The sequence below is a fragment of the Floricoccus tropicus genome (assembly GCF_001832905.1).
Taxonomy (GTDB): domain Bacteria; phylum Bacillota; class Bacilli; order Lactobacillales; family Streptococcaceae; genus Floricoccus; species Floricoccus tropicus.
On sequence record NZ_MKIR01000001.1, the window covers coordinates 189,879 to 216,012 of the forward strand.

Annotated in this window: 26 protein-coding genes; 1 reads left to right on the forward strand and 25 read right to left on the reverse strand. The window is 31.5% G+C overall.

The genetic code is table 11. The annotated features are described in order from the left end of the window. Positions 1 to 25: 25 nt before the first annotated feature. The 3 genes from BG261_RS00935 to BG261_RS00945 all read right to left on the reverse strand — a co-directional run bounded on the left by BG261_RS00935 (position 26) and on the right by BG261_RS00945 (position 3,924). A complete protein-coding gene (locus BG261_RS00935) occupies positions 26 to 913 on the reverse strand; it encodes an MORN repeat-containing protein (protein ID WP_070791299.1) in 888 nt (295 codons plus the stop codon). A 108-nt stretch (positions 914 to 1,021) separates the two neighbouring features. Then, positions 1,022 to 2,017 carry a GNAT family N-acetyltransferase gene (locus tag BG261_RS00940; RefSeq protein ID WP_070791301.1) on the reverse strand — a complete coding sequence of 332 codons (996 nt, stop codon included), beginning with the start codon at positions 2,015 to 2,017 and terminating at the stop codon, positions 1,022 to 1,024. Further along, a complete protein-coding gene (locus tag BG261_RS00945) occupies positions 2,014 to 3,924 on the reverse strand; it encodes an ABC-F family ATP-binding cassette domain-containing protein (protein WP_070791303.1) in 1,911 nt (636 codons plus the stop codon). Before BG261_RS00945 ends, BG261_RS00940 begins: the two co-directional genes overlap by 4 nt. 214 nt (positions 3,925 to 4,138) lie before the next feature. On the opposite strand from BG261_RS00945, the gene BG261_RS00950 reads away from it, so the two are divergent. Further along, a complete protein-coding gene (locus BG261_RS00950) occupies positions 4,139 to 4,789 on the forward strand; it encodes a redox-sensing transcriptional repressor Rex (RefSeq protein ID WP_070791305.1) in 651 nt (216 codons plus the stop codon). Positions 4,790 to 4,828: 39 nt separating this feature from the next. On the opposite strand, the gene radC is transcribed toward BG261_RS00950, so the two are convergent. The 22 genes from radC to coaE form a co-directional block, all read right to left on the reverse strand. Continuing rightward, entirely contained in the window at positions 4,829 to 5,506 is a 678-nt protein-coding gene (radC, locus tag BG261_RS00955; protein WP_070791307.1) for a RadC family protein, read from the reverse strand. A gap of 58 nt (positions 5,507 to 5,564) precedes the next feature. Beyond that, entirely contained in the window at positions 5,565 to 7,343 is a 1,779-nt protein-coding gene (locus BG261_RS00960; RefSeq protein WP_070791309.1) for a putative glycosyltransferase family protein, read from the reverse strand. Between the two features lie 205 nt (positions 7,344 to 7,548). Then, on the reverse strand, positions 7,549 to 7,824 hold the full coding sequence (locus tag BG261_RS00965; protein WP_070787850.1) for a non-specific DNA-binding protein Hbs: 276 nt from the start codon (positions 7,822 to 7,824) through the stop codon (positions 7,549 to 7,551). A 105-nt stretch (positions 7,825 to 7,929) separates the two neighbouring features. Then, the gene (locus BG261_RS00970; RefSeq protein WP_158007164.1) at positions 7,930 to 8,616 is read right to left on the reverse strand and encodes a YpmS family protein; all 687 of its coding nucleotides are present in this window, start codon (positions 8,614 to 8,616) and stop codon (positions 7,930 to 7,932) included. A 62-nt stretch (positions 8,617 to 8,678) separates the two neighbouring features. After that, positions 8,679 to 9,509, reverse strand: coding sequence for a DegV family protein (locus tag BG261_RS00975; RefSeq protein WP_070791311.1), 831 nt, complete (start codon positions 9,507 to 9,509; stop codon positions 8,679 to 8,681). A gap of 118 nt (positions 9,510 to 9,627) precedes the next feature. Then, positions 9,628 to 10,377, reverse strand: a complete 750-nt coding sequence (locus BG261_RS00980) for a class A sortase (protein WP_070791312.1) — start codon at positions 10,375 to 10,377, stop codon at positions 9,628 to 9,630. A gap of 3 nt (positions 10,378 to 10,380) precedes the next feature. Then, on the reverse strand, positions 10,381 to 12,867 hold the full coding sequence (gyrA, locus tag BG261_RS00985) for a DNA gyrase subunit A (protein WP_070791315.1): 2,487 nt from the start codon (positions 12,865 to 12,867) through the stop codon (positions 10,381 to 10,383). A gap of 151 nt (positions 12,868 to 13,018) precedes the next feature. After that, complete coding sequence (locus tag BG261_RS11730; RefSeq protein ID WP_070791317.1) at positions 13,019 to 13,249, reverse strand: DUF1146 family protein; 231 nt, start codon at positions 13,247 to 13,249, stop codon at positions 13,019 to 13,021. Positions 13,250 to 13,325: 76 nt separating this feature from the next. Beyond that, positions 13,326 to 13,799 carry a transcription elongation factor GreA gene (greA, locus tag BG261_RS00995; RefSeq protein WP_070791319.1) on the reverse strand — a complete coding sequence of 158 codons (474 nt, stop codon included), beginning with the start codon at positions 13,797 to 13,799 and terminating at the stop codon, positions 13,326 to 13,328. A gap of 19 nt (positions 13,800 to 13,818) precedes the next feature. Then, entirely contained in the window at positions 13,819 to 15,507 is a 1,689-nt protein-coding gene (gene mltG, locus BG261_RS01000; protein ID WP_070791321.1) for an endolytic transglycosylase MltG, read from the reverse strand. Between the two features lie 240 nt (positions 15,508 to 15,747). Continuing rightward, positions 15,748 to 16,080: a metal-sulfur cluster assembly factor gene (locus BG261_RS01005; protein WP_070787843.1), complete on the reverse strand. Its 333-nt coding sequence runs from the start codon at positions 16,078 to 16,080 to the stop codon at positions 15,748 to 15,750. 54 nt (positions 16,081 to 16,134) lie between these two features. Continuing rightward, positions 16,135 to 17,244 (reverse strand): RNA polymerase sigma factor RpoD, encoded by a 1,110-nt coding sequence (gene rpoD, locus BG261_RS01010; RefSeq protein ID WP_070791323.1) that lies wholly within the window; start codon positions 17,242 to 17,244, stop codon positions 16,135 to 16,137. A gap of 10 nt (positions 17,245 to 17,254) precedes the next feature. After that, the gene (gene dnaG, locus BG261_RS01015; protein ID WP_070791326.1) at positions 17,255 to 19,084 is read right to left on the reverse strand and encodes a DNA primase; all 1,830 of its coding nucleotides are present in this window, start codon (positions 19,082 to 19,084) and stop codon (positions 17,255 to 17,257) included. Positions 19,085 to 19,312: 228 nt separating this feature from the next. Continuing rightward, positions 19,313 to 20,290, reverse strand: a complete 978-nt coding sequence (locus tag BG261_RS01020) for a 4-hydroxy-3-methylbut-2-enyl diphosphate reductase (RefSeq protein WP_070791328.1) — start codon at positions 20,288 to 20,290, stop codon at positions 19,313 to 19,315. Between the two features lie 116 nt (positions 20,291 to 20,406). Further along, positions 20,407 to 21,630 carry an FtsW/RodA/SpoVE family cell cycle protein gene (locus tag BG261_RS01025; RefSeq protein WP_070791330.1) on the reverse strand — a complete coding sequence of 408 codons (1,224 nt, stop codon included), beginning with the start codon at positions 21,628 to 21,630 and terminating at the stop codon, positions 20,407 to 20,409. 159 nt (positions 21,631 to 21,789) lie between these two features. Continuing rightward, a complete protein-coding gene (locus BG261_RS01030; protein ID WP_070791332.1) occupies positions 21,790 to 22,137 on the reverse strand; it encodes a LytTR family DNA-binding domain-containing protein in 348 nt (115 codons plus the stop codon). Between the two features lie 47 nt (positions 22,138 to 22,184). Beyond that, entirely contained in the window at positions 22,185 to 22,937 is a 753-nt protein-coding gene (locus BG261_RS01035) for a hypothetical protein (RefSeq protein WP_070791334.1), read from the reverse strand. Further along, the gene (locus BG261_RS01040; protein WP_070791336.1) at positions 22,930 to 23,646 is read right to left on the reverse strand and encodes an ATP-binding cassette domain-containing protein; all 717 of its coding nucleotides are present in this window, start codon (positions 23,644 to 23,646) and stop codon (positions 22,930 to 22,932) included. Before BG261_RS01040 ends, BG261_RS01035 begins: the two co-directional genes overlap by 8 nt. Positions 23,647 to 23,649: 3 nt before the next feature. Then, positions 23,650 to 23,970 (reverse strand): GntR family transcriptional regulator, encoded by a 321-nt coding sequence (locus BG261_RS01045; RefSeq protein WP_075201827.1) that lies wholly within the window; start codon positions 23,968 to 23,970, stop codon positions 23,650 to 23,652. A 189-nt stretch (positions 23,971 to 24,159) separates the two neighbouring features. Beyond that, a complete protein-coding gene (gene rpmG / locus BG261_RS11070) occupies positions 24,160 to 24,306 on the reverse strand; it encodes a 50S ribosomal protein L33 (RefSeq protein WP_075201828.1) in 147 nt (48 codons plus the stop codon). Next, positions 24,296 to 25,528 carry a multidrug efflux MFS transporter gene (locus BG261_RS01050; protein ID WP_233278880.1) on the reverse strand — a complete coding sequence of 411 codons (1,233 nt, stop codon included), beginning with the start codon at positions 25,526 to 25,528 and terminating at the stop codon, positions 24,296 to 24,298. The genes rpmG and BG261_RS01050 overlap by 11 nt, the downstream gene beginning before the upstream one ends. After that, positions 25,515 to 26,132: a dephospho-CoA kinase gene (gene coaE / locus BG261_RS01055; RefSeq protein WP_070791337.1), complete on the reverse strand. Its 618-nt coding sequence runs from the start codon at positions 26,130 to 26,132 to the stop codon at positions 25,515 to 25,517. Before coaE ends, BG261_RS01050 begins: the two co-directional genes overlap by 14 nt. Positions 26,133 to 26,134 lie beyond the last annotated feature (2 nt).

Consider the following 26,134-nt stretch of genomic DNA (forward strand, 5'->3'; position numbering starts at 1 on the left):
CTCTATATCATCATAATAATAAATTTTATTTTTCTTCGTCTGTTAATACTCCATTCACAAAGTTTCCTTTTAAAACTTGCCCATCAACTGCACTATACTCTCCATGACCATTTGGGATCCCTAAAGAAAATTCTCCCTTATATTTTGCATCATTCGCAAACGTCAAGGTTCCTTTATATGTCAAACCATGAATATCCCAACCACCATTGTAAGAGTAATTTTCTGATTTACTTTTATATTTTTCATTTGAATAAGAGATTTTTTGATTTGTTGGCAATACTATATCAGCCTTAATGTGGTTATCAATTTCTCCATCAACTTTTGTTTTTGAGCTAGCATCAATAAAATTAAATTTACCGTCTAATCTTCCACCAGTAAAATTAGCATTTAATATATTTCCATTCTTAAATGTAATCTTGGCTGGACCATTATAAGTACCATTTTTTATCTTACCTTCATAAGTAAAATCATCATTTTTAATTTTTTTATCAGAGTTTCCGATTGAAAAAATATCTAAAGATATAATCGCAAAAACTATCATTAATGCAGCACTTATTCCCATAAAAATATTAGTATAAAAGTTTGATTTAGTTGATTTATTTTTTGAAATATACTCCTGAGCAGACTCAGTTTGAGTAATTAAATTCTCATCTTCATCTTGTTCGTTTACATCTTGATTGTTTATATGATTGTCTGCTTGCTTTAATATATTATCTGACTCTAAAAATTCAGAATCAGTATTTAAATCCTTATTTTCTACAAAAGATTCACTCATTGATTGAAATTTAAATTCATTTTCATCTTTTTTAAATGAAATTTCTGCCCAATCTACTGAGTCTTTAGTTTCTTTGCTACGTTTGTTAAGTGCTTCCTCTTGAATCTGAGCAAGCTTTTCTCTTAAATCATCACTCATATCATTTATCTCTTATTCGTATTTTATATACTAACCTTCTTAGTCAGTATTTCAAATTATATCATAATATTAATCAAAAATAAAAGATAGACCAAAGTTCTATCTTTTTTAAAAATATTCCCTAAGTATTACATTTTCTTGCCTTAGAATCTCTTGTGTAAATTTACCAATTGATAATTTTCTGATTTCGCCCTCACCTTCTCCATAAATTCCATTATTTTCCGGTAATTGTTCATCTATAATTTCTACCCTACCATTAATGATAGGGGATGTTTTCATAAACTCTTCCATATTGACAATTCTTGCCATCATATAAGGATTTATTAAAATTTTTGCTTGTGAAGGTTCAGACATTTCCCATTCTACAATTTCCTTTTCTGATGCTTTATATTTTACGCTTTCAAAAGCACTTGCATGGCTTGAAACGAAGAAATAAAGTGCATCTTTAGCTTCATCAGTTAAAAAAGTGAGCTCACGAATTACAAAGTTATTGCTTGAAAATTCGTAGATTATATAACCAACTGGTAAATCATTTTCGTAATATACAGCAAAGTTTGGTTTACTTTTGTATTCAAAATAATATGACCATTGATCATGCGTACGATTCACACTTCCAATTTCACTAACCAACTTATGTATCTCGTCCATTTGTGGAAGTGCTTCTTCGAAGTTGAGACGAACAATTTTACCATCTCCCTTTAATCCTTTAGGAAAATACTGAAAAGGAATATCGTATGATTTTTGATTAAAAACATATTCATAACCAAATTTGCGATAAAAACTATAGGAAAATGGTGCTAAATATGAAAATACTGTTCCTTGGTTATAATTATCCTTCAAGATTTCAAGCATTAAATCAGAAACGTAGCTTTTTCCTCTATACTCTGGATAACTTGCTACGTAGCCAATTCCAGACATAGAGACATTTTCCCCACCATAAAAAACATTAAAATGAGAATCAATAATAGCACTTGTCAATTGACCTTCAAGTTCATTTGTATATGCTTTTGAAAATGTTAATAGTTTATAAAAGGCTTCGTCACCACCAGTTGGTGTTTTATGAAAAGCATATTTCATTAGATCTAATAGTTTTTCTTGACTCATAACGATTCCAATTTCTCCATACTTTCTGTCCAAATTTCAAGCATATGCGCTTGATTTTCTTCAATTTTATCCAGATTATTTTGTAATTCTGCCAACTTAACATGATCTTTTTCAACTAACATCATGTCATTTATTTTTTGAATATCTAAATCATTATTTTCCATTTGTTCTTCAGCGCTCGCAATCTCACGCTCAATTTTTCTACGTTGTCTTTGAGATTCTTTTTGCATCTGGTAATCATTTTCTTCAACAAAAGTATTTGACTTTGTATTATTTTCTTGTTCAGCAATCTCCCTTAATGCTTCTTCCTCAGCTTTTTTCTCAATATAATAGTCGTAGTCACCAAGATACATTTTGCCGCCATCATGGCTCAACTCGAGCACCTTACTTGCCACCTTATTAATAAAGTACCTATCATGACTTACAAATAATAATGTTCCATCGAAATCAATCAAAGCATTTTCTAAAACTTCACGACTATCTATATCCAAATGGTTAGTTGGTTCATCTAAAATTAAAAAGTTATCATTCTGCATTGATAATTTGGCCAAAAGTAAACGTGCTTTTTCCCCACCACTTAACATCCCAACAGTTTTCTCAACATCTGAACCAGAAAAAAGGAATGATCCTAAACGTGTTCTAATATCTGCTTCTGGAGTTAAACGGTTCTCACTCCAAAGCTCTTCTAATACTGTGTTATTTGGATTTAAATCTTTTTGTTCTTGGTCATAATACCCTAGAGAAACATTTGCACCTAATTTCGAATTCCCTTCAATAAAAGGGATTTGACCAATTATTGATTTAATTAGTGTAGTTTTACCAATACCATTTTCACCAACAATAGCAATCGAATCAAATTTTCTCTCTTCAAAATCTATTGGCTTACTCATAATTGAATCATAACCAATAGCTGCATCATCAACTGTCAAAACTACATTTCCACTCTCCTTATCAGGAACAAATGAAAAGTGAACTGACTTTTCATAGGTAACAGGCTTATCAAGTACATTCATTTTTTCAAGTTGCTTACGTCTTGATTGTGCTCGTTTTGTAGTACTCGCTCGTGCAATATTTTTATTCACAAAATCTTCAAGACCAGCTATTTCTTTCTGTTGTTTTTCAAATTGCTTAAGTTGACTTGCAAGTTTTTCAGCCCTTAATTCAACATATCTTGAATAGTTTCCGGCATAGCGGCTCAACTCACCTCGTGATAATTCAAATGTTTCCGTAACAACTTTATCTAAAAAGTATCGGTCATGACTGACAATTAATAATGCCCCACGATAATTCTTCAAATAATTTTCTAGCCAAGAAAGTGTATCAATATCCAAATGATTGGTTGGTTCGTCAAGTATCAATAAGTCAGGACGTTCTACTAACATTTTAGCTAGTGCAAGACGAGTTTTTTGTCCACCTGAAAGACTAGAAATAGGCATACTCCATGTTTCTTCAGGGAACTTAAATCCGTTTAGTACACTTCTAATATCAGATTCATAAGTGAAACCATTAAGTGATCTAAATTTTTCTGTCAAAGAGTCATAACGGGACATCAAAGAGTCTAATTCCTCACCACTAACCTCTGACATTTGTAATTCCATATTACGGAGTTCTTTTTCCATGTTTATTAGATCATTAAATGATGATAACATTTCATCATAAATATTTTTGTCTGATGAAAAATTACTATCCTGAGCTAAGTAGCTCATTGATAAGTTTTTAGCCTTGGAAATTTCACCTTTATTTGGTGATTCTTCACCAGCAATTATTTTAAGAAGGGTCGATTTTCCCGCACCGTTTTTTCCAACAAGTGCAATTTTACTATTATCACTAATTGAAAAATTTATATTTTCAAAAAGGATATCTCCCCCGAAGTTTCGTTCTATATTGTTTCCTTGTAATAGTATCATTTTTTACCTCTTTGAAAAATATTATAACATATAAGAGCTTATATATTGAATAATTATTAACAATAATATGGATTAAATATTCAATATATAAGTAAAATTCACAATAAATTTATTGAAGAATAGTGTTGTTAAAAAAATAATCTTATACGTGCTAATGTTTGAACAAATTACAAACTTTTGTTATTATTATTACAAGGATTAATAGGAGGAAAATATGCAAACAAAAACTAAAAATAATGAAGCTTTGCCAAAAGCAACCGCAAAACGTTTGCCAGCCTACTATCGATTATTTAAGAAATTATATAATGATAATGTAGAGCGTACTAATTCTCAACAAATCGCAGAAAACTTAGGAGTTGACTCAGCAACAGTCCGCAGAGATTTTTCTTACTTTGGAGAGCTGGGACGTCGTGGCTACGGTTATGAAACAAAAACATTAAGAGATTTCTTCTCAGAATTACTCAATGATGGTCAAGAAACTAATATTGCATTAGTTGGTGTAGGTAATTTGGGTCGTGCTCTTATTCATTATCGTTTTCATGAAAGAAATAAAATGAGAATTACCCAAGCCTACGATGTTGCCGGTAATCCTCTTGTTGGCACTACTACTGATGATAATATTCCAATTTATAATATATCAGACATCAAAAAGAATCTTGTAAACGATGATATTGAAACCGCAATCTTATCTGTTCAGAGTGAACATGCACAAGATGCCACTGATATATTAGTAGATGCTGGAATTAAAGGAATTCTTAACTTTACTCCACAAAGACTATCAGTCCCTGATAGTGTCGTAGTGCAATCTGTAGACTTAACAAGTGAGCTACAAACATTATTATTCTTTATGAAAAATAAAGATTAAAAAAAATATATTTTTATAGGCCATTTGGCCTTTTTTTATTTATATTAAATTATTTTCTCTAAAACTGTAATATCCATTTTTTCCTACTACTATATGGTCTAAAAAATTTATACCCATAATATCACAAGCTTCTATTATTTTATTTGTAAACTCTTTATCATTTTTACTTGGTTTACTATCACCTGATGGGTGGTTGTGTGCAACTATAATACTTGTTGCCATATATTTCACTGCAAAATGTAAGATTTCCCTTGGATTAGCTGTAGACGAGTTCACAGTTCCAATAAAAATAACTTTTTTTCTAATTATTTTATTTTTAGTATCAAGATACAAACCTACAAGATGTTCTTGTAAAAGATCACCTAAATCATTTATTAACATCTTTCCTAATCCCTCACTTGACACTACAGATCCAAACTTCTGCGGTACTGAAAGTTGCACCCTTTTACCTAACTCAATCATTGCCTTAATTTCAATTGCCTTAGCTTTTCCAATCCCCTTAATTGTTTGTAACTCTTCGATAGTTGCTTTTTTTAAAAGATCCAATGTCTCAAATGTCTCTAAAACTTCATGAGATAGTTGGCCAACTGATAAATCCTTAGTTCCTGTTCTTAAAAGGATAGATAGAAGTTCTTGCTCACTCAAATATTCAGCACCATTTATTAACAATCTTTCTCTGGGCATTAAAGCAATATTTTCTTCTTTAATTTCATACATAATAATATATTCTCCTTATATTTCATATAAAATTAAATACGAAAAAAAAGGAAACATTTTATTTTCCTTTTACTATTATTTTTATATTTTTCAATGCTAAGATGATTAATGTAACCCATGATAATATTGTCATGGTCAAGGCAACATAGTACATGATTGGAATTTTATAAGATATCTCAAAATTATTTTTCCCTTTTTTAATTCCAAACTGTGGTGCTCCAACATTATTCAAATTCAAATCTTTATGTACCACTTCCTTACCATTATATTTGACTACAGTGTCTTTATACACAACGAAAGGTAGCAAAACCTCTTCTTTTTCATCACTGTTAAAAGAAATCAATAGTTTTCCATTCCTTTGTTTCTTTTCTACAACTTTTAATAATGGATTAGAAATCGCTACACTTTCATATTCTTTGTAAGAATAAAAATTATCCTCATCCATCAATGACGCATATTTTAACGGTAGATAATCCGGTGTACTCTTCATCATTAATTCAAATGGAGCATCCAAATTCGCATTAGAATCAAAACTTGCTCTAAGATCATCAGGGCCAGTTGTTGTAAAAATTGTCTTATTCTTAGATTGAACTACTCTATCACTAGACCATATATCACTTGCTTGCCTTGCTAGAGCAAGATAAACACCTGTACTTCCTATCAAAAGTATAGTTAAAATTAGGGGCATGGCTATCTTTTCAAGATTTTTTTTAATACCTAATCCCTCACAAAGCGTATTTTCCCATGTAATAGCAAATGCAAGCATAAGTAAACAAACTGCTGGAGTCAATAATCTCCAAGGAAACTGAATGATAGTAACAAGAGGAACTCTCTCAGCTAAACCAGTCCAGTCTATAATTTTAGAAGATAAAATTAATAAGATAAAGGATATAACAGTAAGTATTCTAGGTATTGTGCTCTTTATTTTATTAAATACAACTAAGAGAAACTGTAAACCAAAAAGAAGCAACAATGACATAGGTAAAAAACTTACTGTTTGCCCTGCTGAAAGCAAATTTTCAAATTGTAAGCTTACCGCATCAACTGACATATCCATGTTTACAAATGGTCTAAGTAAATTATTTTTGCTATATAAATCAATAAGTGGATACCAGACATTTGCTGTTAATAATATAGTAAAAATTGCTGAAATTACAACTCTTTTAAACATATCAAGACGATCTTCTCTGATAAATAATGCAATGATAAAAAAAATAGCGAATAAAATGACTAACAATAATGCAGTAAGCATATGGACTTGGACTGCAACTGAAATTACGAAAGTCATTAATAATATATTTATTTTTTTCTTGTTTTCAAGTAACTGTATACCTGAAATTATTCCAATCGGAATAATGAAACTTCCCCAACTGTTAAAATATTCTTTGATAGCCCATGCTTGAACGATATATAAGCTTGAATACATTAATGATAATGGAAGAGAAGTGCTGGTTCTTATTGCAAATCGCTTAAGTAGCAAAAACATACTTAATGCTGAGAGAAATGTTATTAAGAAATTAGTGAATAATTGATATTTATACCAACTTCCTAAAATAATGAGAAATATTCCATTTAAATAAGCAAATGCTGGTCCATAAATGGCATTTATTATCCTTCCAGATTGTTGAAATCCATATATAGAAATATATGGTTGGAAATCAAAATTCTTTATCTGCATTGCGGAATCATAAAATCGATTGTAATGAAAAAGCCAATCTATCCCCAACTGCAACGATTGATTTTTTAGCTGATAGTACTGTAATGCAATTGAAAAAACGAGAATTGTTAATACAGAAAATATTTCTGGAAAATATCGCTTATTATAAAAAGATGACATTCAATATGAGTCTCCTTTATTAGACTAAAAATTGTAGATAAATCTACTAATTAATTAGTCTACTAAATTTATGTAAATAATTCAAATTTTATTATATTTTTTATTATATGATATTAAAAATAAACTCTATTTCTTATTAGTTTTATCAAAAACACAAATTAAAAAGCCTTACTAACCTTGCGGTTGTAGGGCTTTTGTAAATAAATTATTTAACTGCATCCTTAAGAGCTTTACCAGCTTTAAATGCAGGTACTGTAGTTGCAGCGATTTCTAGTGTTTTACCAGTTTGAGGGTTACGACCTGTACGAGCTGCACGTTCGCGAGTTTCAAAAGTACCAAATCCGATAAGTTGTACTTTTTCACCTTCAGCTAAGAATTCTGAAACTGATGAGAATACTGCGTTTACTGCAAGTTCTGCATCTTTTTTAGTAAGTTCAGCTTTTTCTGCAACTTTTGCAACTAAATCCTGCTTATTAGCCATTATTAATTTCCTCCGAAATTGTATATTTGTTTACCCTAAGGCATTTTAATTTTATCAAATAAATCCTTGTAAAGCAAGCTTTTATAAGGTTTTTTGGGCTTTTTATTATTTTTGTAACAAGTTAAATGACAATTTTTCATTCTTTAAGTCAATTTGATCAACTTCAACTAAAAAATTACTAGGCAGTTCCATCTGAGGTAGTGCAATAGTTACTTTTTCTTTTTGACCATCAATACTTACAAAGCTTGGAAAATCGTATGTTGACTTAATATAATCCAAGGCCTTATCCTTTGGTAAGTTTATATTTCCTGCAGAAATTTTTTCAACCTTTAATTCAATATCACCGTCATCCATAGCGAAAGGTATAAACGTTATACTCAAAGGTATATTCATAAATAAGAATTTATATGTACCAGTAAATGTTGCTACGTCATCAAGATAAAAATTATATGTCATATTAGATGTTTGAAAATCTTTTAAATATGAATTTACTAAACTATTAACTTGCGAAGAAGTCATTTCAATTTTGGCAACCTTATTTGCCACATCTAATTCATGCTTTTCTTCAATTTTAGGATTAACATTGCTATTATAGCCCACAAATATTTTTCCAGCTATACTAGCTACAAAAATAATATTAATTGTTAGCAGGGTAATAAAGAGATATTTCCACCAATTTATTTTTTTATCATTATTTTTAAAACGACTTTTTAAATTTTTTGAGCTATTATCATTCTTATTTGAATCTTGAATTTTTTGCTCATTTATATTGCTATCTTTATTTTCTTCCATTGAACCTCCACTATTGATATAGAAAATTGCTATCATAAGATAGCAATTTACAATAATAATTATTATTCAAATTCTGTCATAACTGCAAATGCACCCATTCCTGCATGAGTTGCAATTGTAGAATTTGTTGGTAATGAAATAATCTCTTTTTCAACGTATGGTTGTAATTTTTCTTTAGCGTAATCAGCAATTGGAGGATATCCTGCATGTGATATACTAATCTCTTTAATATTTCGTCCTTCAAGACTATTTGCGTATTCATCTACCCATTTAGTAAAAGTCTTATTTCCTCTTCCTTTTACAACTTGTGCAAGTTCTTCAGAAGTTAACTGCAAAATTATTTTAAAGTTTAATAAGTTTCCAACCATACCAGTAGCTCGTCCAATACGTCCACCTTTAACTAGATTTTCTAGAGTAGCAACGCCAATAAACAATTCAGTATTATTCTTAACATTTTCAATACTCGCAAGAATTTCTTCTTTTGTAGCGCCATCTTTAGCTAAACGTGCAGCCTCTACTACTTGATATTTAAGTGCTTGGTCTATATACTCACTATCAATGACAGTAACATCTGTATTTGTTAAATTAGAAGCCTGTCTAGCTGCTTCAACAGTACCACTTAAAATTTTTGTTAAATGAATTGATATAACTTGACTTCCATCAGCACCTAAATCATCATATACTTCAGCAAAAACTCCAACAGGAGGTTGACTTGTTTTTGGTAAAGTTTTACTAGATTGCATTTTTTCTATAAACTCTTCTGAGTTTAAATCTGTATCTTTATATAAAACACCATCTATTAAGATAGTAAGGGGAACCACTGTAATATCTAATTCTTCTACGAGACCTGGTTCAATAGTAATCGTTGAATCTGTTACAATCTTTATTGACATTTTACATCACATTCCTATACATATTATATGTTTAATTATAACAAAAAATTCATAGACTGTCGCCTATGAATTTCTTAATAATTTATCAATAAAGCAAATGCAAACATTCTCAGAAGAATTACTGTACTCTATTAAAGTCAGTTTTATATGCTTTTGAGACCGTTTCATTAGCGCTATTTGTATCATATTCTTTAATAAATTTACCGAATACGATAATTCTTGCTGTAGCTTCTAAATCTGAACATGTAACGAGAGTAACTTGAGTCTTTCCAGGAACATCTTCTATCAGATCAACCCTAGTAGGATCAAAAACACCTGTGTTATCAATTTCATATTCATATATTTTACTTTTATCAGTTAAATATATCTTCATACCAACCTGAGCTCTTTCAAGAGGGGTAAACAACAATTTGTCAGCATTGACCATTCCACTTATATGATGACTAGCAAGTGCATAATTTCCCTTCCCCATCTCTTGATCTTCTTTCATAGTGCCCGCTCCATACAAGAGCTCAACATTACCTACACCTTTAAAAATTGGAAGATTAACATTTAAATCAGGAATTGCAATGCCTCCAATTACGGGTAAATTATCAACTGAAGCCCGATCAAGTTGTGAATTCAAGATGTCTTGAAGACTTACAGATTTAACTTTATCAAAATCAAATGAGGTATTAGCTTTTTTGTTTTTATCAATAGCCTTCTTTGTTACATTATTTATTTGATATTTTTGTGTTGTATTTCCAATAAGAAGATTCCTGATTTCTTTATTAAAAATTAAAGCAATTCCAATCACAAAAAGAAAAAATATAAATATGTTTAAAATCGTATTTTTAAGACTTCTTTTCTTCTTTTTTTCCTTTGACATGAACTATTCCTCATTAGTATCATTTTCAGTAACTTCATCTGCATTAGTGGTAGTCTCCACCAATTCATCAACTTCAGAATTCACTAAAGCAAAAGTTACAATCTTAGCATCATCATCAAGCCTCATTACCTTAACACCTTGAGCAGAACGACCAGTTTGAGAAATATTCTCAACACTCGTACGAATAATAACTCCTGTATCAGTAATAACCATTATATCTTCATCACCATTTATTGTAGCAAGGCCAGCTAATTTACCAGTTCTTTCGGTAACATTCATTACCTTGATACCTTTACCGCCACGACCTTTGGTTGGATATTGATCAGCATCTGTACGCTTACCAAGACCATTTTCTGAGATAACCAATACTTCTTGATCATTTGAAATAATACTTGTACCAACCACAAAATCATCTGGTCTAAGATTCACACCTTTAACACCTGCTGCACCACGACCCATATCTCGTACTACTTCTTCTTTAAATCGTACTGAGTATCCATCATGCGTACCTATAATAATTTCTTGTTTACCATCAGTTAACAAAACATTAATTAAATCATCACCTTCACGGAGATTAATTGCTTTTAATCCATTTTGTCGAATATTAGCAAATGCTTTAGCATCCGTCCTCTTAACAAGACCATTTCTAGTTGTAAAGAATAAATATCTTTCTTCATCAGATTGCTCAACGTTAATTACTGTTTCAACATTCTCGCCTTCATCTAATTTAATTAAATTAACAAGAGGAAGTCCTTTAGCAGTTCGACCATATTCAGGAATTTCATATCCTTTCAACTGGTATACTCGTCCCATGTTTGTAAAGAATAATAAATGATCATGCGTACTTGTTGAAACCAAATGACTAATAAAATCATTGTCATTCAAGCCCGTTCCTTGAACGCCACGCCCTCCTCTTTTTTGAGCTCTGAACTCATCTTGAGTAAGACGTTTAATATATCCTTCATTTGATAAAGTTATAAGAACTTCTTCTTTCTCAATCAAATCTTCATCTTCAATCGAAATTACTTCACCAACTAACAATTCAGTACGACGTGGATCTGCATATTTTCTCTTAACCTCATCAAGCTCTTCCTCAATAATGATACGAACACGCTCTGGTTTGGCTAAGATATCTGTTAAATCAGCAATTAATTCTAATAATTCATTGTATTCTTTTTCAATCTTATCGCGTTCCAAGCCTGTCAAACGACGAAGACGCATATCTAATATCGCTTGGCTTTGGCGCTCTGAAAGACCGAAACGTTGCATCAATTCATCTTGAGCAATTGCATCGGTGTCGCTGTCACGTATTACTTTTATAACTTCATCAATGTTATCAAGCGCAATACGTAATCCTTCTAAGATGTGGGCTCTTGCCTCAGCTTTTTCTTTATCGAATCTTGTACGACGTTCTACGACTTCAATTTGGTGTGTAATATAGTGTGTAAGTATTTCCTTCAAGCTGAGAATTTTTGGCTCACCTTTAACGATAGCAAGCATATTAAAACCAAAGCTTGTTTGAAGACTAGTCATCTTAAATAGGTTATTTAAAATGACATTTGCACTCGCATCACGACGAACCTCCATAACAATTCGAATACCATTACGATTTGATTCGTCACGAAGTGCTGTAAGTCCTTCAATTCTCTTTTCACGACTAAGCTCACCGATTCTTTCAACAAGTTTAGCCTTATTAACCATATACGGAATTTCAGTTACAACAATTCTTTCTCTACCTGTAGAAGTTGATTCAATATGACTTTTTGCTCTGAGAGTAATCGAACCTTTGCCGGTCTCATAAGCACGATGGATACCAGAACGTCCCATAACAAGGGCTCCAGTTGGAAAATCTGGTCCCGGGATAACAGTCATTAATTCTTTTGTTGTTACTTCAGGGTTATCTAACACTAATTTAACAGCATCAATAGTCTCACCCAAATTATGTGGAGGAATATTTGTAGCCATACCAACTGCAATTCCCGTAGTACCATTTACTAATAAATTTGGGAAACGTGCAGGAAGTACAACTGGTTCTCTTTCTGTACCATCATAATTATCTACAAAATCAACAGTTTTTTTATTAATATCACGAAGCATTTCAAGAGCAATTTTGCTCATACGAGCTTCCGTATAACGCATGGCAGCGGCACCATCTCCATCCATAGAACCAAAGTTACCATGTCCATCAACGAGCATATTACGATAGCTCCACCATTGTGCCATACGAACCATAGAATCATAGATAGCTGAGTCACCATGTGGGTGATATTTACCCATTACATCTCCGGTTATACGAGCTGATTTTTTATGCGGTTTATCAGGAGTTACTCCTAACTCGTTCATACCATACAAGATACGTCGGTGAACTGGCTTTAAACCATCACGTACATCTGGCAAAGCACGTGCTACAATTACACTCATTGCATAATCGATAAAGCTTGTCTTCATCTCACTGGCTAAATTTACATCTTTTAAGTGCTTATCTTGCATATTTTTTCGGCCTCATTCTAGAAATTATAATTGTTCAAAATTAAATATTATTTATTTTTCATTGTAATAATTATGTTTTCTAAACATATATTTTTCTAATATTTGAACTAACAATATAGTTACTTTATTATAACATATTTAAGACCTTTTTTCACTTAAAGCTTGTGAATATATCCTTTGAAAGACTGACAATTTCTAGAAAGAAATTGCTTACCAAAAATCCAACCGCAACACTTAAAAATATTACAAAATATTGTATAATTCTATAATTTGTGTTTGCTTTAAAGATTTTATTAAAATCTAGTGCAGATAAAAAATTAAACGAAATGTATATAAAAATAAAATGTGATACTACTCTAGTTATTTCAAAAATAATATTCATTATTTCCTCCTATATTCTTAATACTGAGATAAAACTAATCTAAGAAAAAACACCTTTGTAGGTGTCCTTCTTCTTATTATTTTACTTTTGTAATTTTTACTTGAATTTCTCCAACTGGTAACGTTACTTTAACGATGTCACCTTTCTTTTGTCCAACCAAAGCTTGAGCTATTGGAGACTCATTAGAAATTTTACCTTCAAAAGGGTTAGCCTCAGCACTACCAACAATAGTATAAGTTTCAACCTCACCATCAGGTAATTCTTGGAAAGTAACTGTTTTACCAATCGCAACTTCATTCTTATCAACTGCATCACTATCAATAATTTCAGCATTTCTAATCATTGTTTCTACAGTTGAGATACGACCTTCGATGAAGGCTTGCTCATCTTTTGCTGCATCATATTCGCTGTTTTCTGAGAGGTCACCATAACCACGAGCAATTTTAATTCTCTCAACAACTTCTGGACGTTTAATTAATTTTAAATCTTCTAATTCTTGTTCTAATTTTTCCTTACCCTCTTGGGTCATAGGATATGTCTTTTCAGCCATCTTTTCTTCTTTCTTTAATTTACTTTATTTGATCATTTACATATTTCTGAACTTGCTCTTCATGTTCCTCAAGAGTTTTAGAATAATGTACCTCTCCAGTAGTCACATCAGCAACGAAATATAAATAATCATTAGCTTTTGGATTCATAACTGCCTTAATTGCCGAAATTCCAGGATTAGCCACCGGTCCTGGGCCAAAACCAGTATGAACATATAAATTATAAGGCGAATCAATGTTAGTGTCAATAGTAGCATCTTCTTTAAGAGTCGTTTTTTTACCTGATTTTCCTTCAGCATATAATATCGCAATATTACTTTGCAGTGGCATATCTTTATTTAATCTATTATAAAAAACTTGAGCTATCTTTCTTCTGTCCTCATCATTAGCACCTTCTTTTTCTACAAGTGCAGATAAGCTTAGTACTTCATTAACCGACAAATCATTTGATTTGATTTGATCATAATAAGGACTTAGATTCGTATTCATCGTAAAAATCATGTCTTCAATTAATGACTCAACTGTTGTTTTATCAGAATAATCGTATGTCGCTGGAAATAGATAGCCTTCTAGTTGGTACTTCACATCTTTTTTCTCCGGCAATGATTCCATTAATAGAGGATATTTTTCTTTCATATTCTTAATAAAGTTATCATCTGAAATAACTTTTAAAAACTCATCCTTAGTAAATGGAGTTTTCCCTTTCTTATCATCAGAAGAACTATTGATTGTAATTGCATCTGATATTTGTTCAAGTGTATATCCTTCAGGAATTACAACTTTACCAAGAACAGGATCTTGTGGCTTTTCAGTACCACCTTCAATAAGCTTATCTGAAATTTGGTCTAAATTCATACTTGGACTAAAATTATAATATCCACTTTTAAAATTTCCACTACTTTTAAATTTTGTATAATATTGGAAAACAGTTGCACTCTTAATAATGCCATTCTTTTCTAAAATATTACCAATTAGTTTATTACCTGAACCTTCAGGAATTTCTACGCTCTTATATGAAGTATTTTTTGAATCGAGAGGCATAGTTGAAGTACTCCAAAAACGGTAACCCAAAAATCCAGCAATAACAATTAAAATCAACAATATAGTTGAAATTGTAGCAATAATTTTACTTGCTATAGATTTTTGTTTTCTTTTCTGATCACGCCTTGAATGTGATTGCATGGTGCTATCATTTCTTTGATCATGATTGTCGTTTTCCGAAATCTTATCTAAATCATCTGACGCAGAATAACTTGTCTCATCACCTTTATCATTAACTGCTTCATTTGTTCGTTTAGAATATGTTCTTAGAGCATCATCTTTTTTTATGTTCTCTGCTTCAGTCAATTCAGGAACAATCGTTTCTGAATTGGAAAAATCAGTATTATCAGTATTAAACAAATCATCAATTAATAAGCTATCATTTAATTCCTCAGAATTCTTACTCGTGTTATCTACTACTTCGAGTTCATCATCAGTAATATTTTCAGTTATTTCCATATCATCATCGTTGGAAATATTGGGTTCAGGAATTTTGTCTACAATGATATTGTAATCAACATGTTTATCTTCAGTATTTAGCTCATCATTTTCTTCCGATTTAACAGAAGAGTCCGGTATCTCTTTACTTGACTTCATTTGTTCTAATATTTTCTCTTTAAAGCTTTCCTGGGGGAAATTATCATTTTCTTTATTATTATTTTTATTCAAAACTTACCTCTCAAATCGTTATCATGCATAACATTAGTAATTATATTTAAAAATACCATTTTTTCAATGAAAGCACAAGTTTTTACAAGTCACACTGGCGTATATAGCCTATTTTTTCACAAACATTTCATTAATATTTAATATTTGTAATATTTATATAATATATTATTTGTTAAATAATTATTATCAAAAATATTTCATAAATCTGTGTTATACGAAAAGAAAAAATCGCTTACGCGATTACCTTATTCCTAAGGCAATACGTGCATAGCGACTCATTTTATCAACAGTCCAAGCGGGATACCAAACTAATTTAACTTCACTTTCTGTAACTTCAGGAACTTCTTTTAAAGCATCATGAATCTGATCAGTTAATATATCTGCTAATGGACATCCCATTGTAGTTAATGTCATTTTTATTTCAGTATAACCATTGTCTTCGAAACTGATTTCATAAACCAAGCCTAGATTAATAATATCAATTCCAAGTTCAGGGTCAATTACTGATTCAAGAGCAGTTAAAATTCTATCTTTTATTTCTTCGACTTCTTCTGCAGTGTATTTATCAGCCATATAATCTCCTTTTATGTATAAATTCAGAATAGCAAATTTGTGAAAGTATTACAATTATAAGAAATCCTTAAGTTGTTTACTTCTACTTGGATGACGGAGCTTTCTTAATGCTTTTGCTTCAATTTGTCTAATACGTTCACGCGTTACGTCAAAAACTTTTCCAACTTCTTCAAGTGTACGCATTTTACCATCATCAATACCAAAGCGTAGACGAAGAACGTTTTCTTCACGATCAGTTAAGGTGTCTAAAACCTCATCTAACTGTTCGCGTAAAATTACACGAGTAGTATGATCAACAGGATTTTCAATTACTTCATCTTCTATAAAATCACCTAATCGGCTATCATCTTCTTCCCCGATAGGTGTTTCAAGACTTACCGGTTCTTGAGCAATCTTTAATATTTCACGAACTTTATCTGGAGCCATTTCCATTTCTTTACCAATTTCCTCTGGGGTAGGTTCGCGGCCTAAATCTTGAAGTAATTGACGTTGAATACGAATTAACTTATTAATTGTTTCAACCATATGAACTGGAATACGAATAGTTCTTGCTTGATCAGCAATTGCACGTGTAATTGCTTGACGAATCCACCAAGTAGCATATGTAGAGAATTTGAATCCTTTTGTATGATCAAATTTTTCTACTGCTTTCATTAGACCCATATTCCCTTCTTGGATAAGGTCTAAAAACTGCATACCACGACCAACGTATCGTTTTGCAATACTTACAACTAAACGTAAATTTGCTTCAGCTAAATGTTGTTTAGCTTGTTCGTCACCAGCTGCAATCGCCTCTGCAAGCGCAGTTTCTTCTTCCATTGTAAGAAGAGGAACACGACCAATTTCTTTAAGATACATACGAACTGGATCATCAATTTTAACACCAGCTGCAGCTGTCAAGTCCTCATCATCTTCTTCTAGACTTGGATCGTCCTTGAGTGCCATTGCACTCGGATTACCTTCTTTATCAACAATAGAGATGCCTGCATCTTGAATTTTTTGTAGAACATCATCTATTTGATCTGCTTCAAGTTCTAGTTTAGCAATTAGTTCCGTTGTAAGTTCATCATCAGTAACAGTTCCTTCTGCTTTATGACTACGAATATACTCCGCTACTGCTACATCAACACTAGTTACTTCTTTTTTGTTATTTTTAGTTGTCAAATTTATCTCCTCAGTCTAAAAGTCTCTTTTGATTTATTATTTCTAAGGTCAACTCAATCTCTTTTTCTTTATTACCAACTTTACGAGCCGAATCAAGCCGTTCTTTTAAATCCTCAAGCTTTAATATATTTATTTGCTTTTCAAAAGAATTTAATAAATCCCGCATCTCTTCTTTCGCTAATTCATCAGGTAAATTCAAAGATTTAATTTGATACCATAGATTTGATAAATCATCAGATAAACTATGCACTAATTGTATCTCATCAATATTATCAAGAGCCATGTATTGTAAAAGTATGGCTTCAAATAAATTTTGATATTTTTTATGTTTAAAGGCAAATTTTTCATCATCCATAATATCTTTCAATAAATATGGATTAGAGATAAGCCTCTGTAATAAATATTGTTCTGTCCTCTCTAGTGCAGATAATTTAATAGCAGGATTTGCAAAATCATCATAATTAAAATTTTGCTCAACTTGTACTGGGCTGAAAAAATCTTCATCAGCAGGTGGTTGATAGCCCCAATCATCTTGCACAGAAATTTTATTATTTGGACGTAATCTATTTACTTGATTTTCAATACTTTGATAGTCAAAATCTTTAACAGTCTCACTTAACTTTTTAATATAGGCATCTTGTGCCGTCAAACTTGCAACATTAGCTATTAATGGAATCATTTGATCTAAAAAGTTAGTTTGTTCTTGAAGACTTGTAAGATTATCTGGTTTCAGATAATCAATTAAAAACTCTACCTCACTTATTCTACCTTGAGTCATTAAGTTTTTTAGAGCACCCGGATACTGCTTTTCATACTCGTCTGGATCAAGTCGATCAGGAACGGTTACAATTTGAACCTGTTTACCTCTAAGTAAATTCAGAGATTTATAGGTTGCATTTTGGCCAGCCTTATCTCCGTCGTATAGGAGAACAAAACTTTTTGCTAAACGTGAAAGTTTGCTTACATGATTTTCTGTAAGTGAGGTTCCCATTGTAGCAACTACGTTTGTTATTCCAACCCGATAGGCAGCAATTACATCCATGAATCCTTCCATCAAATAAACTTCTTTTGACTTATTGATTAATGGTTTTGCAATATTCAAGTTATATAATTCATAACTTTTATTGAATATTGGAGTTGTTGTTGAATTTTTGTATTTTGCTTCTTTTCGGTTAATCTGATTTTCTTGCCAAATTCTTCCAGAAAATGCAATCACTTGACCGTACTCATTCATGAGTGGAAACATAATCCTATTTTGAAAAGAATCATAGATATTATTCTCTGTAAAAGTAAAAAGACCTGACTCGGATAAGACCTTCTCTTCAAACTTATTCGCTAATGACTTATATAGAACATTAGGCTCATCTGGAGCTAAACCAATACCAAAGCGGTTAATAATCTCATCATCAATTCCACGATCATACAAATATTTTTTTGCCTCTTGACCCAGTTCTGTTGACGTAAGAATCATGTGATAGACTCTACTTGCTTGAGTATGAATTTCGAATAATGCTTGATTAGGATTCTCCTTTTGAGGCGCATCATCGATATCAAGTTTTATTCCAGCATAATCAGCAACCTCTTTAACGCTATCAATAAAACTAACTTGTTTATATTCCTCAATGAATTTTATAACATCTCCAGATTTACCGCATCCAAAACAATGAAAAAATTGTTTATCAGCATTTACATTAAAACTTGGAGTTTTTTCACCATGAAAGGGACATAAACCAAGATAATTTTTCCCAGTTTTAGAAAGTGCTACATATTGTGAAATAACATCAACAATATTAACACTTTGCTTAATTTCAGTGATTTTTTCACGATCGATTTTTGCCATGTCATCACCTCCAAATTAAAAAAGAGCGCAAACTACCAAGTTTTATTTTACCACAAAAATTTAGGATGTAAAGGGAATAGTTTCTAGCAATGTAATAAATATATTATCAGTGCTAAAAATAGGCAGTTACCCATTAAATCAGATATTTTCATACTATATAATGATGTCAGTGTGATAATATTAAAGATCAATAATAAAAAGAAGGAATATTTCCTCCTTACATATCTCTTATAAGCTTTGTTCTCTAAGCTTTTCTAATCTTCTTTGACGTTTTTTAGTCAAGTCACGCGCAGCACCTCTAGGTAAAATATCTTCTGGTAAAACATGACTTTCGGATATCTCACCATCAAATGATTCTAAATATGAAATAACTTCTCTAACAACTGCGGTCGGTGTTGAAGCACCTGCTGTTACCGCAACCTCTTCAACACCATTGAGCCACTCAGGCTTAATTTCACTTACATCTGCAACTCGATATGATTTTACACCCGCTTGCTCCTCTGATACCTGCGCTAGTCGGTTACTATTATTGCTTTTGGGATCACCAACTACAATCGTTAGATCACACCCTACTGCTTGCTCCGATACTGCTTGTTGTCTCTCATTTGTTGCCTGACAAATATCACTATGAATTTCTGCATGTGGATATTTATCTAGAACAGCATCCATTATATCACCCACATCCCACATACTCATGGTCGTTTGGTTGGTTACAAAAATTTTTCCATCAATGTCTAATTTTTCTACATCTTCTATATTTGAAATCAAAAATATTTTATCCGGATCAATACCAAGAACTCCTTCGGGTTCAGGATGTCCTTTTTTCCCAATGTAAATCACTGTATTTCCATCAGTAATTTTTTTTCTAACTATTTCATGTGTTATCAGTACATCTGGACATGAGGCATCAATTGTAACAAGTCCTTTCTCTTGAGCTTTAATTCGAACTTGATCACTCACTCCATGTGCCGTAAAAATAACAGTTCCGCTATCAATTTTATCAAGTATCTCAAGTCGGTTTTCACCATCAATTGTTTCTATTCCAACGCTTTCGAAAGCTTCTGTTACGTGTGCATTATGAACAATCATTCCTAATATATATATAGGCCTTGGAAGGCTCTCGTCCATGGCAACGTTTTTAGCAATAACCATAGCATCAATTACGCCATAACAATACCCCATAGGCGTTATATGCTTTATTTTCATGATAACCTCCAATATTTATTTGAAAAGTACATTCTAACCATTATTTTAGCAAAATTCAAGAGATTTTACTTGTTTTAAAAAAATAAACCCAATTACATAGGGTTTATTTTTTTCTCTTAATTCATTTCAGCCTCTAATTCAGCTTTAAATTCATTCTGTTCTGATAACTCTACCATCTCTCTTCGCTTCTCATCAGCACTAATATTTAAGACAAAACCAACACCTATAGAAAGTATTAAGAGACTATTTCCACCTTGAGAAAGGAATGGAAAAGTAACACCAGTTTCAGGTATCAATCCTGCAAGTCCTCCAAGGTTTACAAATACTTGCATTAGGAAAAGACCAGAAACTCCAATACACATAATTGAATTAAATGGATCTTTTGCCTTTATTCCAACCATCATCATTCTTAATATTAAGAAAAATAGCAATGCAAGAATAAACAACGACATAATTAACCCAAGTTCTTCAATAACAATCGAAAATACAAAGTCAGTATGAGCTTCAGGTAAATAACCTTTTTTCTGTATACTATTACCCAATCCTCGACCAAACCAGCCACCATTACTAATTGCGTAGTAACTGTTTGCCATCTGATGACCGTCTCCAGTTACATCTGTAAACGGATTAATATATGCGACAAAACGTTTATTAATATAATTAAAACGTGCAAGTGGTCCACCGAAAATTTTACCGCCTGTAATATTCACAATTATATCAAACATTATAAAAGATACTGCTCCAATTCCTAGTGCAGTATTAAACCAACCACGGCTTACTCCACTTGAAAAGATCATTATCGCCACTACACCAAGAATAATTAATAAATTACCCATATCCGGCATTGCAGCAACTAATGCGGCAGAAATAATAAACTGACCACTCCAACCATAAAAGGAACCTTGCAAATCATTTTTTCTGATTCTATCTTGATTTTTGGCAAGTGCTGCCGCCAATTGCCAAATAATTAGAATTTTTAAATACTCTACCGGCTGAACAGAAAAACTACCTACTCCAATCCATCCATGAGCACCATTTACAGTTGGTGCTAAGAACCTTGCAATAAACAGTAGGATTATCTCCATCCACATTATCCATTTTATAAGTCTTCGATTTCTAAGAAAACTTAATTTCATGTGATATAGAATCCATATAACCACTAGGCTCGCAATCCAGAAGACTACTTGACTTCTTACTTTCGCAATTGGATTCAAACCTGCTTCAATTTGTATTGGTGTAGTTGTTGAATAAACTATTACCAATCCTAAAATAGATAATACTAAGTATGGAATTAAAATAGTATAATCAAGAAAATTTATTTTTTTTAGTACGGTTTTCATATTAACCTCAAATTATATTTCATAATAAAATTGCTAACTATCATTTTAACATTTTTTAAAGTCAATATAAAGGTAAGTTTTTTACAATTTTATTATCAAAAATATAAAAAAAGTTCATTAAATAAATAATGAAACGAATTTTTATAATATTTCTTATGATCAATTTCGACTAATAACACTTTGAATTTTTTTTATTTTTCTCCTCGAAACATAGCACTCACAGCCATTAATGAATTTAATGCTCAAATTACTTTTATTCAATTCAATGGCATTGGATAGATTTACAAGAAATGATTTATGGCTTCTAATTAATTGATCATATTTTTCTTCAATCTCAGATAATCTTCCATAAAATTCAAATTGATCCGTGCTTGTATTCAATATCAACCTATGTGGTTGTGGTGATGTTTCAAAATATAGTATCTCATCAAGGGGAACATATATATCCTTAAATTTTGTACTTATAAACATCATATCACTATTATCTTTAACATTTTGATTACTCATAAACTTATCCTTTATATAATTATACTAGTACTAAATAACAAATATTATTATTTAGCTCTTGATTTCACAATTGAAAATTTAGGCAATACATAAATAGGCACAATTATTGAAGCTAGTATTATTAGAAAAGCAATCAATAAATATATAGTCTGTGTCATTCCACCAAATTCTGTAGAAAATTCTCCCATCGATATGTCATGAGATAAAATTGCAACTGGTATAAATAAAGGCATTAGTAATTTTAAAGGAGCAACTATTATCACAATTAATAGAATTTTAGATAAATGCTTCCATGTTATATATCTGCTTATAATCGCATTTACAGATATGAATAGATTTTCATAGCTAAATATCAGCAATATTTGAAGAATAAATAGTAAAAAGAAATCAATTTTCAATATATTATGCTCAGGTTGAAATATTAGAACAAAAACTGCTGGTACAAAGTATAAAAATACTAGCGAATCAATCAGATACCCAATCATAGAGCCTGTAACTAAATCAAAAATTCTGAAATTTGTTAATCTATATTTTTCAACGGACAGTAAATTTCTCTGATTCTTTGAAATTCTAACAAGCACTACAATAATATAGATAACTAATATCATTATAAAGGTATATTTCGATAGCATTTCCTTAAACTCACCAAAAGATTGTCCATTAAGGTCTCCTGCATTTTCAACCGTTAGATACCGATTAATTAAATATGAAACAGTAAATTCCATTATTAAAAAAATTAGCGCTATCAAGGATAAATCTGTCTTATTATCGGTGACAATATTTTTTATTACTTTAAGCATCTATATTTCCCCCTTTTTCGTAATAAACTTCTTTAAAATAATCATTAGCAGTCATTCCACTTTCCAAAAGGTCTTCTGTATTTTCATGACCAACTACCGTTTGCCTATCAATTACTACAATCTCATCAAGGATGGGAAATATTTCTTCAATATGATGGCTTGAAATAATAACTGTTGATTCTTCATTAAACCAGCTCATCAAAGCTTTGATTATGCTTTCACGGGCAAAAATATCAATCCCACTGAGTGGTTCATCTAATAGATACAAGTTAACTTTTTTTGCCATTGTAAACATGATAATGGCTTTTTCTTTTGTACCCTTAGACATTTGAGAAATTTTTAAATTTAAATCTAACTTCAAGAATTGTCTTAGCTCTTCAGCTTTTTTTTCATCATAATTCTCATACCATTTTTTATAGAATTTCATCAAGTCTTTAATTTTCATTGATTTAGAAAATCCATCCAAATCTGAGATGTATGAAACATATTTGTTAGTCAATTGATTTCTCTTTTCACCATGAAGAAAAATTTCACCCGAATTTATTGGTAAACAATTGGCAATCAAAGAGATTAGTGTCGTTTTCCCTGAGGCATTTTCTCCCATTAAACCTACAATTTTTCCTGAATCTAAGCAAAGATTTACGTCACGTAAAATTGTTTTTCTATCTCTTTTAAATGTTAGATCATTTATTTTTAATATTTCAGTCATATCTTATTCCCCCTTGAAATATTCTTCAACTAAACTTGTAGTTTCTTCTAAATCAAATCCAAGTGATTTAATTGTTTTCGTAAAATTTTCAACTAAATCTTTTACCTCTTCTTTTTTCATATTTTTTATTATTCCCTCATCATCAGTTACAAATCTTCCAAGTCCGCGTTTACTTTTTAAAATATTTTCTCGTTCTAATTCACTTAATGCATGTTGAACTGTATTAGGATTAACACTAAGTTCAACTGCTAATTCCCTAACTGAAGGGATTTTTTCATCTTTTTCTAGTTTACCGGCTACTATATCATGTTTAATATATTCCATAATCTGCTGATATATAGGACTATTTTTTGTAAATTCTATGACCTTTTCCTCCTCTATTAGTGTTCTAGGTAAATAATACACCGATACTTAATTTATGTCAACAATTTATATAAAAAAATAAAATAAAAAAAGCATGGAAAATTTCCACACTTGCTAAAGTTATATTTTTTTAAGAACTATAAAACCTATTTACACTTCTTCATGCATCGTAACTTTACGTTCTTTAGGGCAGTACTTCAATACTCTTACCTTATCCGGATGAGTTGATTTATTCTTACTACTTATATAATTTTTACTTTTGCACTCCGTACAACGCAAATTTATTTTAACCCGCATTAGTTATATCCTTTACTTTCAAATATTTTTTAAAACTAATCAATACAACTAAAAGATTTATCAATATTGTCACACTAGTTATAATGAATACTTGTGAATAACCACCTAAATATGCTACAAAACTTCCAAGCATTGGACCTGCAACTTGACCAAAGTAATTGAAGGCTTGGTTAAAGCTAAATATCCTTCCAATTCCTTCTGCCGGTGTTATCTTAGTTAGAAGTGAGTTTACACTTGGTAGAATTGCCCCCGTACCGAACCCAAGAAGAAATCTTAAAATTCCAAGTTGAAGCGGTGTTGTTGCAAAAGCCATTGGGAAAACTGTAGCAAAACTATAGATTAATCCTGCAATCATTAACCTATGGCTACCAATCTTATCACCAATTCTTCCTAACCAACTTGAGGACATTATTGCACTAAGACCTGGGGCTGAAACGATTAGACCTGCAATGAACATCAGATTTGCTGAGTTTCCTGATAATTCCCTAATGTAAAGGGTCATAATTGGTACCACACTTTGGAAAGCAACCGGAACTAAGAAGCTTGTCAAAAACAGAGCAAATAAAATTGATTTATTTGGAATTTCATCTAAGACTTCTTTAGTTGACATAAGTTGTTCTGAACTTACTGGTTTAAAATTCTCTTTGACTAAGCTAACTGTCAAAATAGTTACTATCAATAAAAAGACACTTGATATTAGAAATACTTCCCTCATACCAAATAATTGTGCAAGAGTACCACCAAGCGTTGGTCCAATCAAACTTCCAGCTACTGCACCCGTCGATAAGGTTCCAAGGGCATAACCACTCTTTTCTTTTGGTACCTGACTTGCAATTAGGGCTATGGAGTTTGGAATATAGCCTGAAAATAATCCATTTAATAGACGCATAGCAAGTAACCACCATACGTTTGGTACAAATGCAAGAGTTGCCATGGTAAAGGTCATAACAAAACTTGCACGGACAAGCATAACCTTCCTACCTTTTTGGTCAGCAAGTCTCCCCCATACTGGGGCAATAAGACCACTAGCTAAAGGTGAGATACTGACCGCAATACCAGACATTAATTCTAGAGAACCTCTTGGGACTCCTAATTCCTCAATATATAGAGATATAAAAGGCATAACAAGCGAAATACTTGCTGCCGTAAAAAATGACCCTAGCCAGGTCACATAAAGATTTTTCTTCCAGTATAAACTACTGTCTTCCTCAGAAATTTTCACCACTCCCTTTCAAAAGTTTTTTAATTTGTTCTTTTGTATTTTCAATACTTGCAGAATTATCAATAATTTTATCTGTCAAAAGTTTCTTTTCTTCAATTGACATCTGACTTTCTATTCTACTCCTTGCTTGCTCATCTGACAAGTCATTTCGAGCCATTAATCTCTTTAATTGAATTTCAAAAGGCACATAGACTAACCAAACCTCATCAAAATAAGTAAAATTACCCTCAAAAAGTAAAGGAATATCCATAAATATTATCCCGTTACCACCATTATTTTTTTGATCAAATGCAACTGCTTGGTTTCTCCTATTCTCCAACTCTTCGTTTATCACTCTGTTTTGAATTTCTGAAAGTTTAGCTAAATTTTCTGGATTTGAGAACACAAAATCAGATAATTTTTGACGGTTTATACTTTTATCATCATTAAAAAAAGCAGGACCAAAATTTTCTTTTATTGCATTGTAAAGTGATTGTTCTGGTTCTTGCAGCTCATGTACCATCTCGTCAGCATCAATTAGCTGGTAGCCATTTTCCTTTAAAAAATTACTTACCGTAGACTTGCCTGTCGCAATACCACCTGTAATTCCGATAACTTTTGTCATAA

What these genes read in the sequence shown, in the direction of transcription:
- BG261_RS00935 (WP_070791299.1), bottom strand. Translation starts at nt 913, where the DNA reads ATGAGTGATGATTTAAGAGAAAAGCTTGCTCAGATTCAAGAGGAAGCA.
- BG261_RS00940 (WP_070791301.1), bottom strand. Translation starts at nt 2,017, where the DNA reads ATGAGTCAAGAAAAACTATTAGATCTAATGAAATATGCTTTTCATAAA.
- BG261_RS00945 (WP_070791303.1), bottom strand. Translation starts at nt 3,924, where the DNA reads ATGATACTATTACAAGGAAACAATATAGAACGAAACTTCGGGGGAGAT.
- BG261_RS00950 (WP_070791305.1), top strand. Translation starts at nt 4,139, where the DNA reads ATGCAAACAAAAACTAAAAATAATGAAGCTTTGCCAAAAGCAACCGCA.
- radC (WP_070791307.1), bottom strand. Translation starts at nt 5,506, where the DNA reads ATGTATGAAATTAAAGAAGAAAATATTGCTTTAATGCCCAGAGAAAGA.
- BG261_RS00960 (WP_070791309.1), bottom strand. Translation starts at nt 7,343, where the DNA reads ATGTCATCTTTTTATAATAAGCGATATTTTCCAGAAATATTTTCTGTA.
- BG261_RS00965 (WP_070787850.1), bottom strand. Translation starts at nt 7,824, where the DNA reads ATGGCTAATAAGCAGGATTTAGTTGCAAAAGTTGCAGAAAAAGCTGAA.
- BG261_RS00970 (WP_158007164.1), bottom strand. Translation starts at nt 8,616, where the DNA reads ATGGAAGAAAATAAAGATAGCAATATAAATGAGCAAAAAATTCAAGAT.
- BG261_RS00975 (WP_070791311.1), bottom strand. Translation starts at nt 9,509, where the DNA reads ATGTCAATAAAGATTGTAACAGATTCAACGATTACTATTGAACCAGGT.
- BG261_RS00980 (WP_070791312.1), bottom strand. Translation starts at nt 10,377, where the DNA reads ATGTCAAAGGAAAAAAAGAAGAAAAGAAGTCTTAAAAATACGATTTTA.
- gyrA (WP_070791315.1), bottom strand. Translation starts at nt 12,867, where the DNA reads ATGCAAGATAAGCACTTAAAAGATGTAAATTTAGCCAGTGAGATGAAG.
- BG261_RS11730 (WP_070791317.1), bottom strand. Translation starts at nt 13,249, where the DNA reads ATGAATATTATTTTTGAAATAACTAGAGTAGTATCACATTTTATTTTT.
- greA (WP_070791319.1), bottom strand. Translation starts at nt 13,799, where the DNA reads ATGGCTGAAAAGACATATCCTATGACCCAAGAGGGTAAGGAAAAATTA.
- BG261_RS01005 (WP_070787843.1), bottom strand. Translation starts at nt 16,080, where the DNA reads ATGGCTGATAAATACACTGCAGAAGAAGTCGAAGAAATAAAAGATAGA.
- dnaG (WP_070791326.1), bottom strand. Translation starts at nt 19,084, where the DNA reads ATGGCAAAAATCGATCGTGAAAAAATCACTGAAATTAAGCAAAGTGTT.
- BG261_RS01020 (WP_070791328.1), bottom strand. Translation starts at nt 20,290, where the DNA reads ATGAAAATAAAGCATATAACGCCTATGGGGTATTGTTATGGCGTAATT.
- BG261_RS01025 (WP_070791330.1), bottom strand. Translation starts at nt 21,630, where the DNA reads ATGAAAACCGTACTAAAAAAAATAAATTTTCTTGATTATACTATTTTA.
- BG261_RS01030 (WP_070791332.1), bottom strand. Translation starts at nt 22,137, where the DNA reads ATGAGTAATCAAAATGTTAAAGATAATAGTGATATGATGTTTATAAGT.
- BG261_RS01035 (WP_070791334.1), bottom strand. Translation starts at nt 22,937, where the DNA reads ATGCTTAAAGTAATAAAAAATATTGTCACCGATAATAAGACAGATTTA.
- BG261_RS01040 (WP_070791336.1), bottom strand. Translation starts at nt 23,646, where the DNA reads ATGACTGAAATATTAAAAATAAATGATCTAACATTTAAAAGAGATAGA.
- BG261_RS01045 (WP_075201827.1), bottom strand. Translation starts at nt 23,970, where the DNA reads ATGGAATATATTAAACATGATATAGTAGCCGGTAAACTAGAAAAAGAT.
- rpmG (WP_075201828.1), bottom strand. Translation starts at nt 24,306, where the DNA reads ATGCGGGTTAAAATAAATTTGCGTTGTACGGAGTGCAAAAGTAAAAAT.
- coaE (WP_070791337.1), bottom strand. Translation starts at nt 26,132, where the DNA reads ATGACAAAAGTTATCGGAATTACAGGTGGTATTGCGACAGGCAAGTCT.